Genomic DNA, 14,423 nt, shown 5'->3' with positions numbered 1-14,423 from the left:
TTTTGCCCTTTATGTTCCACTTACATGCCATTCGGGTCAACGCGAAAATCTCAGAGCACGCCGACCGCCCGCAGCGCGAGGACCTGGGCCGGGTTGGGCCGGATCGGACCGTAGAGGTAGCAGACGCCTCCGGTGCCGGAGACGACCTTGCCGGCCGCGTTGTGACGCTTGGTCCGGAGCCAGTTGTTCTCGAACTGGCGGCGCGCGTAGACACGGCGCACGGCCGTGTTGTCGGCCGAGTTCGGGTCGTTGGCGATCACGTCGCCCGCGGCGGTGAAGCCGATGACGGTCATCAGGTGGCCGGCCGTGCCGTAGCCCGCGCCCGTGAGCTCCTCGGCCGTGAAGGACTGCGAGGTGATGACCGGGACTCCGGCCCGCACCAGGGTCTCCAGGTCCGCGAGGGAGCCGAGTCGGGTGACGACGCCGGCCATCTGCCGGTAGGTGGCGGCGTAGGCGGCGTTGAAGGGCCAGTTGCCGCAGCCCTTGTAGGCGGCGTCGTAGGTGGAGCGGGCGGCGTGGCAGACCTGGGGGTCCGCGTAGTCCTTCTTCACCCAGGCCACGGAGGAGGCGCTGGCCCTGCGGCCCCAGAACTCGATGATCATCTGCGAGGAGGTGGGGCTGCACCAGGCCTCGCCGCCGTTGTCGTACTCGGGGTACTGGCCGGCGTGCGTCTCCTGCGAGTACCTCGGCACCTTCAGCTCGTGGGCCCCGCCGGCGGCGGTGGAGGCCGGGACGGAGAACCGGTCGGGGACGTCCGAGGCCATGGCGCCGGCCAGCCACACCGTGGGGCCGCGGCTCGCACCGGGCTTGCGGTACAGGGTCAGGCGCAGCCGCCAGTCCTTGATCCGCAGCCCGCTCGCGGGGGCGTCCACGGCCAGGGTGTCGGTCCAGACGGTGGACTTGCCGTCGGTCTGCCCGTCCACGGAGGTGCGCCGGATGTCCCCGTCGCCGGAGGCCCAGCGGCCCATCACGTACCAGGGGGTGGCGGCGCCGTCGGTGTAGGTGCCGCGCAGTTCGGCCTGGATCCAGGTGCCGGCCGGGGTGCGGGCGTTCCAGGAGGCGATGGCCTCGGTGGCGGGGACGGTCGAGGTGTGGACCGGGGAGGTCCAGGTGGCGTACTCCCAGGTGCTCTTCTTGGCGGTGTGCGGGTCCGTGTACTCGGTGCGGCCCGTCGGGGTCTTGATCTCCAGGCCGGGGCGGGCGCCGCCGATGGCGGTGGTGCCCTGGTGCCGGCCGGCGGTCCAGTGGGCGTACGAGTACCAGAAGCGGTTGTCCACCGTCTTGCGGGTGGCTCCGGCGGCGGCCTCGGAGGCGGATCCGGCGGCGGCTCCGGCCGGGGGCGGGGTGGCCGGGGTGGCCTGCCCGGGGCCGCCGGTGGCGGGCTTCGGCTCGGCCGCGGAGGCTCGGCCGCCGGGGACGGTGGCGGCGGTGGCTGCCGCCAGGGCTACCGCCAGTAGGGCGCGGCGGGGTGTGGGTGCGGTCATCGGCGTGGCCCCCAGGGGTCGGTGCGGCGGGTCGGCTCCCGCCCACCCTTCCAGTTCCCGCGTGCGGGGCCGTGAAGCCGGGGCGCCGTGTCGGGGTGACGGGGCGCGGCCCCCGCTCCCCGGGGCGGGCCCTGCGGGGCTGTCCCCTGCCCGCCCTCCACCGTTCCCCGGGCTCCGCCCGGACCCGTTCGCGGGTGCGGCACCGTTCCCGGGGGCCGGCCCCCGGACCCCCGGTCCTCAAACGCCGGAGGGGCTGGATGTGGCCGGCGTTTGAGGCGCGGGGAACGGGCGAAGGGCGGGTAGGGGAACTCCGCCCCGCGCAGCGGCACAGGTCGCGGCCTCGGCTGCGGGATCGGGGCGCGGCCGAGGCCATACGCTGGGGGCGTGGAGACCCAGCTGTCACTTCCCTCGCTTCGGCCGCTCGCGCGCGAGATCGCCGCGCTGCCGCCCTCCCTCGGGCCGGTCCGGGTGATCGGGATCGACGGGCACGCCGGGTCCGGCAAGAGCACCTTCGCGGGGGCGCTCGCCGAGGCGCTGGGTGGGGTTCCCGTGTTGCGGCTGGACGATGTGGCCACCCATGAGGAGCTGTTCGGCTGGGTGGGGCGGCTGCGCGCGCAGGTGCTGGAGCCGCTCGCCGCGGGGCGGGCCGCGCACTGGGCCCCGTACGACTGGGTCGAGCGGCGGTTCGGGCCGGAGCGGGCGCTGGAGCCCGGTCCGGTGCTGCTCGTCGAGGGGGTCGGTGCCGGGCGGCGCGCCCTGCGCCCGTACCTGGCGCGGCTGCTGTGGATGGAGACTCCGCGTGCGAAGTCCTGGGGGCGCGGGCGCAACCGGGACGGGCGCGAACTTTCCGACTTCTGGGACGGATGGGAGCGCGCGGAGCTCGCGCACTTCTCGGATGATCCTTCGCGCCCCTTCGCCGACACGCTGGTGCGGCAGAGCAGTACGGGATACGAGTGGACTTCCGGGGCGACCGGGGCGGCGGAAACCGGCGCTTGCGTGACTGAGGGTGACGAGGCCCCCCAGGCCTGAAGGGCCGGCGAAAGGCCCTCTCCGCGGGTGCCTCCCGGCCGCTTGACCCGGGGGCCGGGACGGCCTTACGTTCTGAAGAAGCGGCCCTCACCGGCCGCCGCGGACACGAAGCCCCCGATTGTTCCCCCGTGATCGGGGGCTTCGTTCTGTCCCCCGATCCCCCGCGCATCCCCGTCCGGCACTCTTCCGTCGCGGCGTCGCACAGGGCACATCCCGGCCGTTTTCTCACCCTGCGTCACCGTGGACCGTCCTGATCCGCGCCCGGCAGGTCTTCGACGCACCCTACGTAAGGTGCGTAACCGCAGGTACGATGCACCCCTGATTTCATCGGCGCAGGAACAACTCGCGGATGCATCGCGGGGGTTGCTGGGCACCACGGGGGCAGGCTTGTGGGGGATGTGATGGACTTCGCCGCGCACGGAAGCAGCGCGCACGCCCCGGCCGAACTCGCCTGGCTGCGAGGAGTGGACGCCTGCACGATGGGCGCCTATCCGCAGGCCGAGGAGGAGTTCCGGGCGGCCGTACGACTCGATCCCGGGATGGCCGATGCCTGGCTGGGTCTGCACGCGCTCCGCGTCGACACCACCAACGCGTTATTGCGCATGTACGCCCACCGGGACCGGTTCGGGGAGCAGCGGGCCCGCCACCGGCGGACGCTGAACTCCTGGTACTGGCTGGGCTGGTGGGTGCAGCCGGTGCTGGAGACCCGGCGGGACCTGCTGCTGGCGCACGCCTCGCACTGGCTGGACGGGCGCCACGTCCCCGAGCTGGACCAGGCGCTGGCGGCCCTGCCGCCCGTGGACACCGACCCCCAGGTGCGCTTCCTGCACGCCTGCCGGGCGTACCTGGTCAAGGACTGGGAGCAGTTGGTGCGCTCCACCGAATCGCTGGTCGACGATCCGCTCCTGGGCATCGAGGCGGGCCTGTTCGGCGGGATGGCCCGGGTCCGGCTGGAGATGTACGGGCAGGCCGAGCCGCTGCTGGCGGCCTCGTTGATGCGCTGCCGCAGCGAGCAGCCCCAGCGCAAGGAGCTGCGGTACTGGCTGGCGCGGGCGCACGAGGGGACCGGGCGCAGCGCGGCGGCCCTGCCGCTGTACCGGGCGGTGCACCGGGTGGACCCGGCGTTCATGGACACGGCGGCCCGGCTGACGGCGATCGAGGACAGTGAGGACGCCGACGGCCTGGCCGGGTACGCGAGCGGCGCGGGCTACGAGGCCTTCGGCGGGCAAGGACCGGCCCCGTCGGGCGGTGACTTCGCGGCGGTGGCACTGGGCGGCGGCGGTCCGGTCCAGGGGATCGCCGCCGACGGACAGCCGGATCCGGACCCGCTGACGGCGGCCGACCCGCCGGAACCGCGGCACGGACCGGGGGCGCCGGGGCCCGGCGCGGGTCTGCCGGCCGGGGTGCGGCACAAGGCCTCGCTGCCCGCACAGCCGGGACCGGTGGACCTCCCGGCCGGGCCGGCGGATCCGGCGGCGCTGGCCGAGGCGCTCGCGGAGCTGGAGCGGATGGTGGGCCTGGAGCCGGTCAAACGGCAGGTGAAGGCGCTCTCCGCGCAGCTGCACATGGCCAGGCTGCGGACCGGGCAGGGGCTGCCGGTGCAGCCGCCGAAACGGCACTTCGTCTTCTCCGGGCCGTCGGGCACGGGGAAGACCACGGTGGCGCGGATCCTGGGCCGGGTCTTCTACGCGCTGGGCCTGCTGGGAGGCGACCATCTGGTGGAGGCCGGGCGCGCCGACCTGGTCGGCGAGTTCCTCGGGCAGACCGCGGTGAAGGCGAACGAGCTGATCGACTCGGCGATCGGCGGGGTGCTGTTCGTGGACGAGGCGTACAGCCTCTCCAACTCCGGCTACAGCAAGGGCGACGCGTACGGCGACGAGGCCCTGCAGGTGCTCCTGAAGCGGGCGGAGGACAACCGCGACCACCTGGTCGTGATCCTCGCGGGCTATCCGGCGGGGATGGACCGGCTGCTCGCCACGAATCCGGGCCTGTCCTCGCGGTTCACCACGCGGGTGGACTTCCCCAGTTACCGGCCGCTGGAACTCACGTCGATCGGCGGGGTGCTGGCGGACGCCAACGGCGACCGGTGGGACGAGGAGGCGCTGGAGGAGCTGCGGAGCATCAGCGGGCACGTGGTGGAGCAGGGGTGGATCGACGAGCTGGGCAACGGGCGGTTCCTGCGCACGCTGTACGAGAAGAGCTGCGCGTACCGGGACCTGCGGCTGTCGGGCTTCACCGGTGATCCGTCCCGGGAGGATCTGTCCACCCTGCGGCTGGCGGACCTGATGCAGGCGTACGGGGAGGTCCTGTCGGGCCGCGGACCGCAGGAGCGCCCGGAGCCGCCGCCGCTGTGAGGACGGCCTACGGGATGTCCGGCGGCGGGCCGGAGCAGGCCGCGAAGGCGGAGAGGACCAGGAAGGCGACGGCCGCGGCGATCAGGAACCAGCCCGCCCAGAGGGGCCGTCCGCCGTACTGCTCGGCCCACCGCTCGTCCGCCCCGCCGTCGCCCAGCCTGCCTTGCAGCAGCGCCCGGACCCGGTCCGCGAACTCCGGGTCCGCCGCCGCGCGTTCCCGCACGACCGATGCGAGGGTCACGGCCGCGGCCGGTTCGTGGGGGTCGCGGTCGAAGGCGGCGACGGCGCCCACCCGTTCGGCCGGCAGCGCGTCGAGGAGCACCTCGCGCAGCCGGCGCGCCACCGGGGAAGGGGCGTCGGGGTCCTCCCTCAGCAGGTCCAGCACCTCGCGGGCCGTGTCCCGGAAGTCCGGGTCCCCGTCGTCGTGTTCACCGGATCGCATGAACGCACCCTCCCGCCGCCTCTTCACGAGTATGGCGGCCCGACGCCGTGGCCGGACCCGTCGTGCGACGGGTCCGGCGGCGGGCGTCAGCCGGTGAGCGCCCCCTCCGAACGGAGTTCGGGCTTGCGGGCGGGCGGTGCCGTGCGGTGCGCGGGGTCGCGCACCTCGCCCACCAGCGTTTCCAGTACGTCCTCCATGGCGACCAGGCCGAGGACCCTGCCCGAGGGGTCGGCCACCTGCGCCAGGTGCGTCGCGTCGCGGCGCATCACCGTCAGGGCGTCGTCCAGCGGGAGCGTGGAGCAGACCGTGGTCATCCGGCGCCAGACCCGCTGGGGCACGGCCCGTTCCCGGTCTTCCAGGTCCAGGACGTCCTTCACGTGCAGGTAGCCCATGAAGGCACCGCTGTCGGCGCGGACGGGGAACCGGGAGTACCCGGTGCGGACCGTCAGCTGCTCGATCTGGCGCGGGGTGACGGCCGGTCCGACCGTGACCAGCCGGTCCGGGGCGAGGAGGACGTCGGTGACCGGGCGGCTGCCCAGTTCCAGCGCGTCCTCCAGGCGCTCCTGTTCGACTGGTTCCAGCAGACCGGCCTGCCGGGAGTCCTTGAGCAGGCGGCCGAGCTGGGCGGAGGTGTAGACGGCCTCGACCTCGTCCTTGGGCTCCACCTTGAAGAGCCTGAGGATCAGCGTGGCGCAGGCGCCGAGGGCCGTGGTGACCGGCCCGCAGAGCCGGGCGAAGGCCACCAGTCCGGGGCTGAACCACAGGGCCGTCTTCTCGGGGGCGGCCATGGCGAGGTTCTTGGGGACCATCTCGCCGATGACCAGGTGGAGGAAGATCACCGCGGTGAGGGCCACCGCGTAGCCCAGCGGATGGATCAGCCCCTCGGGCACGTGGGCGGCGTGGAAGAGGGGCTCCAGGAGCCGGGCCACGGTCGGTTCGGCCACGGCGCCGAGGGTGAGCGAGCACATGGTGATGCCGAACTGGGCGGCGGCCATCATGCGCGGCAGGTTCTCCAGGCCGTGGAGCACCTGGCGGGCCCGCTTGGAGTCGGCGGCCAGGGGTTCGATCTGGCTGCGGCGGACGGAGACGAGCGCGAACTCGGCGCCGACGAAGAAGCCGTTGGCCAGGACGAGGAGCAGGGCGAACAGCAGTTGGAGCGCGTTCACCGGCCACCCACCTGTGCCAGCTGGGCGGGGGCGGCGGCGTCCGGGGCGAACCCGTAGAAGGCCTGCCCGTCGGAGCCCGGTGTGCCGGGGCCCGCGGGAGCGGTGCGCACGAGGCGGACCCGCTCGGCGCGGTAGCGGCGGACCTGGCGCACGGAGAGCTTCCAGCCGGGCAGTTCGGCGCGGTCCCCGGGGGCGGGGATGCGGCCGAGCAGGTCGGCGACGAGCCCGGCGACGGTCTCGTACGGTCCTTCGGGGACCTCCAGGCCTATCCGGCGCAGGGTCTGCACGCGGCAGCTGCCGTCGGCCTCCCAGGAGGGGCGGCCGTCCTCGGCGGGTACGGCGGCCAGTTCGGGGCTGCCGTCCTCCGCGAGGTCGTGCTCGTCGCGGACCTCGCCGACGAGCTCCTCCACGATGTCCTCCAGGGTGACGACGCCGGCGGTGCCGCCGTACTCGTCGACGACCACGGCCATGGGCTGTTCGCTGCGCAGCCGTTCCAGCAGCGGCTGCACCGGCAGGGAGCCGGGCACCAGCAGGGGGGCCACGCAGATCCCGCTGACGCTGGTGCGGGCGCGCTCGGACTCGGGCACGGCGAGGGCGTCCTTGAGGTGGACGACCCCGGTGATCTCGTCGATGCGCTCGCGGTAGACGGGGAAGCGGGACAGGCCCGTGGCGCGGGTCAGGTTGAGCACGTCGGCCGCAGTGGCCGTGTGCTGGAGGGCGCTGACCTTGACCCGGGGGGTCATGACCAGCTGCGCCGTGAGCTCGCCCAGCGACAGGGTCCGTACGAAGAGGTCGGCGGTGTCCTGTTCCAGGGCTCCGGCCTGGGCCGAATGGCGGACCAGGGAGACCAGTTCGCCGGGGGTGCGGGCGGAGGCCATCTCGTCGGTGGGCTCCACGCCGAGCGCCCGGACGAGCCGGTTGGCGACGGCGTTGAGGCCCGCGATGACGGGCCGGAAGACCCGGGAGAAGACGTGCTGCGGGCCGGCCACGAAACGGGCCACCTGGAGCGGCCGGGAGACGGCCCAGTTCTTCGGGACGAGCTCGCCGACGACCATCTGGACGGCGGAGGCGAGCAGCATGCCGATGACGACGGCCGCGCCGGGTACGGCGCCCTTGGGGAGGCCGGTCGCTTCGAGCGGCCCGGCCAGCAGGGCGGCGAGGGCGGGCTCGGCGAGCATGCCGACCACGAGGGAGGTGATGGTGATGCCGAGCTGGGTGCCGGAGAGCTGGAAGGACAGCTCTCGCAGGGCTGCGACGACCGTGCGGGCACGGCGGTCGCCCTCGGCCGCGGCGCGTTCGGCCTCGGGTCTCTCGACGGTGACGAGGCCGAATTCGGCTGCCACGAAGAAACCGTTGGCGAGGATCAGGGCGAATGCCGCCACGAGCAGAAGTAGCGGGATGGTCATGCCGCCGCCTCCGTGGGGAGGGCGGCGCGTGTACTACCGGACGATCCGTCCATTGCTGGAGGGAGTCACTCCTCGAGTCGCAGGTGCCCACGGGCCTCGGGGTCCCGGGGCCGGTGGGAGGGCGCACGGTCGCGCCCCCACACCAGATTAGTCATTGAGATCGCCGCCGCAATGGGACGCAGCGACGAGGTCGGCCGGGCTCAGTCGTTCTTTGAGCCGGTTCCGTGGGCTTCGGCCAGGGCGCGCAGGGCGCGGGCGTCGGCGATCGCCTGGGCCTTGGCGACACCGGGCTGGATGCCCAGGGCGGGCAGGCTGGTGCCGTCGCTCAGGTCGAGGAACACCCAGGCGTCGCCGGGGCGGAGGTTGACGCGCAGGATCTGCGCCCACTCCAGGCGGCGGGTGGTGGTGAGGTTGACGACCGTGACCCCGGCCTCGTCGGCGACCACCTTGGGGCGGCTGAGCAGGACGAGGACCGAGGAGAGCAGGACGGCGACGAAGATGAAGCTGATCCGCTCGCCGGGCTCCAGGCGCTCCAGCATCACGGCGATCGTCGTGATGGTGAGGAACATGGCGGCGCCCACGCCCAGCAGGACGACCCGGGTGCGGGTCGGCCGGAAGGTGACCGGCAGGGTGGGCGGTGCGGGCTGGGCGGTGGCGTCGGCCATGTTCGTCAGGTGCCTTCGGGTGGTGCCGGGTGATGAGCCCGATGGTGAGGGATGCGGCCGCGCGGCGGGGTGCCGGCGAACCCGTCAGAGGCGGCAGGCGTGGATCGAGGTGGTGAGGATCGCGCGCGCGCCGAGCTCGTACAGGTCGTCCATGATCCGCTGGGCCTCCTTGGCGGGGACCATGGCGCGGACGGCGACCCAGCCCTCGTTGTGCAGCGGGGAGACGGTCGGCGACTCCAGGCCCGGGGTGAGGGCGACCGCGCGCTCCAGGTGCTCGGCGCGGCAGTCGTAGTCCATCATCACGTAGCTGCGGGCGACCAGGACGCCCTGGAGGCGGCGCAGGAACTGCTGGGCCCGGGGGTCCTCGGGGTCGGTGCCGTTGCCGCGGATGACGACGGCCTCGGAGGTCATGATCGGCTCGCCGATGACCTCCAGTCCGGCGTTGCGCAGGCTGGTGCCGGTCTCGACGACGTCGGCGATGATCTGGGCGACGCCGAGCTGGATGGCGGTCTCGACCGCGCCGTCGAGGTGGACGACGGAGGCTTCGATGCCCTTGTCGGCGAGGTGCTTCGCGACGATTCCCTCGTACGAGGTCGCGATGGTCATCCCGTGGAAGTCCTCGGGGCCCTTCGCGGTGCCGGGGATGGTGGCGTAGCGGAAGGTGGAGCGGCCGAAGTTCAGCGGCAGGATCTCCTCGGCGCTGGCGCCGGAGTCGAGCAGCAGGTCGCGGCCGGTGATGCCGATGTCGAGCTTGCCGGAGGACACGTAGATCGCGATGTCCTTGGGCCGGAGGTAGAAGAACTCCACCTCGTTCTCGGGGTCGACGACCACGAGCTCCTTGGACTCCTTGCGCATCCGGTAGCCGGCCTCATGGAGCATCGCCGACGCCGGTCCGGAGAGAGAACCCTTGTTGGGGACGGCGATGCGCAGCATGGGGCTTCCTTTGGTGCGTAGGTGCGAAAGGGTGTGCTGGTGTACGGGTACCGGGCGCGCGGACGCCCCGGCAGTGTGTGCCGGGGCCCGCGCGGAACTGCTGGGGTCCGTGGACCGCGGTTTAGAGGTGCGCGTAGACGTCGTCGAGGGAGATCCCGCGCGCCACCATCATCACCTGGACGTGGTAGAGCAGCTGGGAGATTTCCTCGGCGGCGGCTTCCTTGCTCTCGTACTCGGCGGCCATCCAGACCTCGGCGGCCTCCTCGACGACCTTCTTGCCGATGGCATGGACGCCCTTGCCGACCAGCTCGGCGGTACGGGAGGTGCTGGGGTCGCCGTTGGCGGCCTTGAGCTGGAGCTCGGTGAAGAGCTCTTCGAAACTCTTGGAGGGTGTGTTCGCCATGATGTCCCTAGGGTACGGGCTCACCCCGGTGCCCCAGCGCCTGGGTTCACCCCTTGGACTGGCGCCAGGGTTCGCTGACGGTCCGCAGGGTCATGGCGGTGGAGACGGCGGCGGTGACCGCTTCGTGCCCCTTGTCCTCGTTCGACCCCTCGAGTCCGGCGCGGTCCAGCGCCTGCTCGTCGTTGTCGCAGGTCAGTACGCCGAAGCCGACGGGGACTCCGGTGTCGATCGACACCTGTACCAGGCCCTGGGTGACGCCCTGGCAGACGTAGTCGAAGTGCGGGGTGCCGCCGCGGATGACCACGCCGAGGGCGACGATGGCATCGTAACCGCGACCGGCCAGCACCTTCGCCACGACCGGGAGCTCGAAGCTGCCCGGGACGCGCAGCAGGGTGGGCTCGTCGATCCCCAGCTCGTGCAGGGCCCGCAGGGCGCCGTCCACCAGGCCGTCCATGACCTTCTCGTGCCACTGGGCCGCGATCACTGCGACACGCAGGTCTCCGCAGTTCTTCACGCTCAGTTCGGGTGCGCCCTTGCCGCTCACAGCTCTGCTCCTCGGTGCGATTCGTGTGGTGTGGGGTGGTGTGGTGTGGGGTGGTGCTCTGGGATGGTGCTACTGGTTTACCGGTTGCCGCTACCGGCTACCGGCTACCGATTGCCTGCTACTGGTTGCCGCAGGCGGACGTGGTCACGGCCCCTTCGAGCCAGGGCAGGTCGTGGCCCATCCGGTCCCGCTTGGTGCGGAGGTAGCGCAGGTTGTGCTCGCCCGCCTCCATGGGCATCGGCTCCCGGTCGGAAACCTTGATGCCGTGGCTGATGAGGGCTTCCGCCTTCTCGGGGTTGTTGGTCAGCAGCCGGACGCTGTGGACGCCGAGGTCGGCGAGCATCTGGGCGCCGGCCCCGTAGTCGCGGGCGTCGGCCGGCAGACCCAGTTCGAGGTTGGCGTCGAGGGTGTCGCGGCCGCGCTCCTGGAGCTCGTACGCGCGCAGCTTGGACAGCAGACCGATGCCGCGGCCCTCGTGACCGCGCAGGTAGACGATCACACCGCGGCCGGCGGCCTGGACCCGCTCCATGGCGGTGTGCAGCTGGGGGCCGCAGTCGCAGCGCTGCGACTGGAAGATGTCCCCGGTCAGGCACTCGGAGTGCATGCGGACCAGGACGTCCTCGCCGTCGCCGATCTCGCCGTGGACGAGGGCGACGTGCTCGACGCCGTCGACGGTGGAGCGGAACCCGTACGCGGTGAAGTGGCCGAAGGCGGTCGGCAGGCTGACCTGGGCCTCGCGACGCACGGTCGGCTCGGCGGAGCGGCGGTAGGCGATCAGGTCCTCGATGGAGATGATCGTCAGGCCGTGCTTGCGGGCGAAGGGGATCAGTTCGGGCAGTCGCAGCATCACCCCGTCCTCGCCGGCGATCTCCACGATGGCTCCGGCCGGGCGCAGGCCCGCGAGGCGGGCGAGGTCGACGGCGGCCTCGGTGTGGCCGTTGCGGACCAGGACGCCGCCGGGCTTGGCGCGCAGCGGGAAGATGTGCCCGGGGCGGACGAAGTCGGCGGGGCCCGAGACCCCGTCGGCCAGCAGCCGCAGGGTGGTGGCGCGGTCGGCGGCGGAGATGCCGGTGGTGACGCCGTGGGCGCCGCTCGCGTCGACCGACACGGTGAAGGCGGTCTGCATCGACTCGGTGTTGTGCTGGACCATCTGCGGGAGTTCGAGGCGCTCCAGCTCGTCGCCCTCCATCGGGGCGCAGATCAGGCCGCGGCACTCGCTCATCATGAACGCGATGATCTCGGGGGTGGCCTTCTCGGCCGCGATGACGAGGTCGCCCTCGTTCTCGCGGTCCTCGTCGTCGACGACGACCACGGGACGGCCGGCCGCGATGTCGCGGATGGCCTGCTCGACGGGGTCGAGGCGGAACGTCTCCAGCTCGACGTCGGGCACGGGCTTCAGGACAGGGTTCGGGGTCATGCCGTTGCTCCTTCCAGAGCCGGGGCGGTGGTGGTGCGCGAACGCTGGTACCAGTCGTAGGCGCCCCAGACGACGAGGGCGAAGTACACGACGTAGACGAGGCCGGAGAAGGCCAGTCCGCTGTTGAAGGCGAGGGGGACGCCGACCAGGTCGACGAGGAGCCAGGCGAACCAGAACTCGACCAGGCCGCGGGCCTGGGCGACCATCGCGACGATGGTGCCGACGAAGATGTAGGCGTCGGCCCACGGGCTCCACGACAGGCTCGGGTAGAGGGTGAACAGTCCGCCGACGGCCAGGGTCCCGGCGGCCGCGCCGGCCAGCAGGAGCCCGCGCTCCTTCCAGGAGGCGGTGCGGACGGCGATGGAGCCGTCCTGGGCGTCCTGCTTGCCGCGCTGCCAGGCGCGCCAGCCCCACACGGCCACTCCGATGACGAGGAGCTGCTTGCCGACCCCGCCCGCGAGATGGGCGGAGGCGTAGGCGCCGACGAGGATCAGACCGGAGAGGAGCTGCGCGGGCCAGGTCCATATGGACCGCCGCCAGCCGAGCGCGAGGGCGCCCAGGCCGATCAGGTTGCCGATCATGTCGGACCAGATGACCTTCTGGCCGAAGACCTCGAAGGCCTCGGTGTTGAGCCAGGTCAGGGCGCTCACTGGGCCGTCTCCTGAGCGTGAAGCGGGTCGACACCGGCGGCGAGCAGCCGCTCCACGTACTTCGCCAGGACGTCGACCTCGAGGTTGACCGGGTCGCCGGGCTTCTTGATGCCCAGGGTGGTCAGCGCGAGGGTGGTGGGGATGAGGCTGATGGTGAACCAGTCGGCGGCGGCCTCGACCACGGTGAGGCTGACTCCGTCGACCGTGATGGAGCCCTTCTCGACCACGTAGCGGGAGAGGTTCTCCGGGAGGGCGACCTTGACGATCTCCCAGTGCTCGGAGGGGGTCCGCGAGAGGATCTCGCCGGTTCCGTCCACGTGCCCCTGCACCAGGTGGCCGCCGAGCCGTCCGCCGAGCGCCATCGGGCGCTCCAGGTTGACCCGGGAGCCCTGGGTGAGGGCGCCGAGGCTGGAGCGGTTCAGGGTCTCCTGCATGACGTCGGCGGTGAACTCGCCGTCACCGGTCTCCACGACCGTCAGGCAGACGCCGTTCACGGCGATGGAGTCGCCGTGCTTGGCGTCGTCGGTGACGACCGGGCCGCGCAGGCGGAAGCGGGAGGCTTCGGCGAGCTCCTCGACGGCGACGACCTCGCCCAGTTCTTCGACGATTCCGGTGAACACTCAGTGCTCCTTGAGGGCTGTGGGGGCGGTGGGGGCCGACGCGGGGACGGCGGTGACGCGGATGTCCGTGCCGATGCGGACGGTTTCGGTGATCCGGAGCCGGAGCGCATCGGCGAGGGTGCCGATGCCGGCGTCGGCGAGGGCGAGGGGGCCCGCGCCGAGGAGGACGGGGGCGAGGTAGCCGACGACCTTGTCGACTGCCCCGGCGGCGACGAAGGCGCCGGCCAGGGTGGGGCCGCCTTCGAGGAGGACGGAGCGGATCCCGCGTCCGTACAGCTCGCGCAGCAGGGCGTCCACGGAGATCCCGTACTTGTCGTACGGGAGCCGGGCCAGCTCCACTCCGGCGAGGTGGCGGGTGGCTGTGTCTTCGAGGTTCTCGGCGACAACGATCAGGGTGGGCGCGGCCTCGTCCAGGACCCGGGCGGTGGGCCGGATCGTGGCGTGGGTGTCCAGGACCACGCGCAGCGGCTGGTCGGCGGCGGTGAAGCCGTCGATCCCCCGTACGGCGAGGTGCGGGTCGTCGGCGCGCAGGGTGCCGGAGCCGACGACGACGGCGTCGGACTCGGCGCGCAGCCGGTGGACGTCGGCGCGGGACTCGGGGGAGCTGATCCAGCGGCTGGTGCCGTCGGCGGCCGCGATGCGGCCGTCGAGGGTCGCGGCGTACTTCCACAGGATGTACGGGCGGCCCAGGCGCACGGAGGTCAGCCAGGCGGCGTTGCCCGCCTCGGCCTCCTCGGAGAGCAGTCCGGCCGCGGTGTCGATCCCGGCGGCGCGCAGGGTGGCGCCGCCACCGCTGGCCTGCGGGTTCGGGTCGGAGACCGCGTAGACCACGCGGGTGATCCCGGCGGCGATGAGCGCCTGCGCGCAGGGCCCCGTACGACCGGTGTGGTTGCAGGGTTCGAGGGTGACGTAGGCGGTGCCGCCGCGGGCTGCCGCGCCCGCCGCGTTCAGGGCGTGGATCTCGGCGTGCGGGCCGCCGGCCCGCTCGTGCCAGCCTTCGCCCACGACGGTGCCGGAGGCGTCGGTGATGACGCAGCCGACGACGGGGTTGGGGCTGGTGGAGCCGAGTCCGCGGGCGGCGAGCTCGATGGCTCGGCGCATGGCGCGGGTGCCCGCGTCGGGTGCTGCGTGCGCGGCGTGTGTCGCCACCGGGTCCTCCTGCCTCATCGGGCACGGACTCCGGGGCCTGTCGGGATACGACAGATGAAGCGGGTAGCACACGCGGGGACGCCGGGGCCGGAAAAACGGTCCGTTCGACGGCACGTCCCGAGGGATGTGCCGATGGACCGCCCGACGGCGGCGTACCGGTG

14 protein-coding genes are annotated in these 14,423 nt (G+C 72.7%); 2 read left to right on the top strand and 12 right to left on the bottom strand.

Annotated elements, in window-relative coordinates:
- Positions 1-50: 50 nt before the first annotated feature.
- Positions 51-1,484, bottom strand: coding sequence for a peptidase C39 family protein (locus ACE1OC_RS33450; protein WP_407840111.1), 1,434 nt, complete (start codon positions 1,482-1,484; stop codon positions 51-53).
- Between the two features lie 384 nt (positions 1,485-1,868).
- Between ACE1OC_RS33450 and ACE1OC_RS33445 the strand changes: the two genes are divergently transcribed.
- Both ACE1OC_RS33445 and ACE1OC_RS33440 read left to right on the top strand, forming a co-directional pair.
- Positions 1,869-2,513: a uridine kinase family protein gene (locus tag ACE1OC_RS33445; protein ID WP_407840110.1), complete on the top strand. Its 645-nt coding sequence runs from the start codon at positions 1,869-1,871 to the stop codon at positions 2,511-2,513.
- 401 nt (positions 2,514-2,914) lie between these two features.
- Positions 2,915-4,867 carry an AAA family ATPase gene (locus ACE1OC_RS33440; RefSeq protein ID WP_407840109.1) on the top strand — a complete coding sequence of 651 codons (1,953 nt, stop codon included), beginning with the start codon at positions 2,915-2,917 and terminating at the stop codon, positions 4,865-4,867.
- 7 nt (positions 4,868-4,874) lie between these two features.
- Here the strand turns inward: ACE1OC_RS33440 and ACE1OC_RS33435 are convergent, their stop codons facing one another.
- The 11 genes from ACE1OC_RS33435 to ribD form a co-directional block, all read right to left on the bottom strand.
- A complete protein-coding gene (locus ACE1OC_RS33435) occupies positions 4,875-5,309 on the bottom strand; it encodes a hypothetical protein (RefSeq protein ID WP_407840108.1) in 435 nt (144 codons plus the stop codon).
- Between the two features lie 86 nt (positions 5,310-5,395).
- Positions 5,396-6,475: a hemolysin family protein gene (locus ACE1OC_RS33430; RefSeq protein ID WP_407840107.1), complete on the bottom strand. Its 1,080-nt coding sequence runs from the start codon at positions 6,473-6,475 to the stop codon at positions 5,396-5,398.
- On the bottom strand, positions 6,472-7,881 hold the full coding sequence (locus ACE1OC_RS33425; protein ID WP_407840106.1) for a hemolysin family protein: 1,410 nt from the start codon (positions 7,879-7,881) through the stop codon (positions 6,472-6,474). The genes ACE1OC_RS33430 and ACE1OC_RS33425 overlap by 4 nt, the downstream gene beginning before the upstream one ends.
- Before the next feature lie 200 nt (positions 7,882-8,081).
- Entirely contained in the window at positions 8,082-8,546 is a 465-nt protein-coding gene (locus tag ACE1OC_RS33420) for a PH domain-containing protein (RefSeq protein ID WP_407840105.1), read from the bottom strand.
- An 84-nt stretch (positions 8,547-8,630) separates the two neighbouring features.
- Entirely contained in the window at positions 8,631-9,479 is an 849-nt protein-coding gene (gene hisG, locus ACE1OC_RS33415; RefSeq protein WP_250741529.1) for an ATP phosphoribosyltransferase, read from the bottom strand.
- A 121-nt stretch (positions 9,480-9,600) separates the two neighbouring features.
- Positions 9,601-9,882 (bottom strand): phosphoribosyl-ATP diphosphatase, encoded by a 282-nt coding sequence (locus tag ACE1OC_RS33410; RefSeq protein WP_250741528.1) that lies wholly within the window; start codon positions 9,880-9,882, stop codon positions 9,601-9,603.
- 46 nt (positions 9,883-9,928) lie between these two features.
- A complete protein-coding gene (gene ribH, locus ACE1OC_RS33405) occupies positions 9,929-10,426 on the bottom strand; it encodes a 6,7-dimethyl-8-ribityllumazine synthase (protein WP_250741527.1) in 498 nt (165 codons plus the stop codon).
- Between the two features lie 118 nt (positions 10,427-10,544).
- On the bottom strand, positions 10,545-11,843 hold the full coding sequence (locus ACE1OC_RS33400) for a bifunctional 3,4-dihydroxy-2-butanone-4-phosphate synthase/GTP cyclohydrolase II (RefSeq protein WP_407840104.1): 1,299 nt from the start codon (positions 11,841-11,843) through the stop codon (positions 10,545-10,547).
- The gene (locus ACE1OC_RS33395; protein WP_407840103.1) at positions 11,840-12,493 is read right to left on the bottom strand and encodes a nicotinamide mononucleotide transporter family protein; all 654 of its coding nucleotides are present in this window, start codon (positions 12,491-12,493) and stop codon (positions 11,840-11,842) included. Before ACE1OC_RS33395 ends, ACE1OC_RS33400 begins: the two co-directional genes overlap by 4 nt.
- Positions 12,490-13,113 carry a riboflavin synthase gene (locus ACE1OC_RS33390; RefSeq protein WP_407840102.1) on the bottom strand — a complete coding sequence of 208 codons (624 nt, stop codon included), beginning with the start codon at positions 13,111-13,113 and terminating at the stop codon, positions 12,490-12,492. The genes ACE1OC_RS33395 and ACE1OC_RS33390 overlap by 4 nt, the downstream gene beginning before the upstream one ends.
- Positions 13,114-14,280: a bifunctional diaminohydroxyphosphoribosylaminopyrimidine deaminase/5-amino-6-(5-phosphoribosylamino)uracil reductase RibD gene (gene ribD / locus ACE1OC_RS33385; RefSeq protein WP_407840101.1), complete on the bottom strand. Its 1,167-nt coding sequence runs from the start codon at positions 14,278-14,280 to the stop codon at positions 13,114-13,116. It lies immediately after the preceding gene.
- Positions 14,281-14,423: the final 143 nt, after the last annotated feature.

The organism is Streptomyces stoeckheimensis, assembly GCF_045822005.1.
Classification (GTDB): Bacteria; Actinomycetota; Actinomycetes; order Streptomycetales; family Streptomycetaceae; genus Streptomyces; species Streptomyces stoeckheimensis.
Note: the sequence above shows the minus strand (reverse complement) of the source record. Positions and strands in the feature narration are given on the sequence as shown.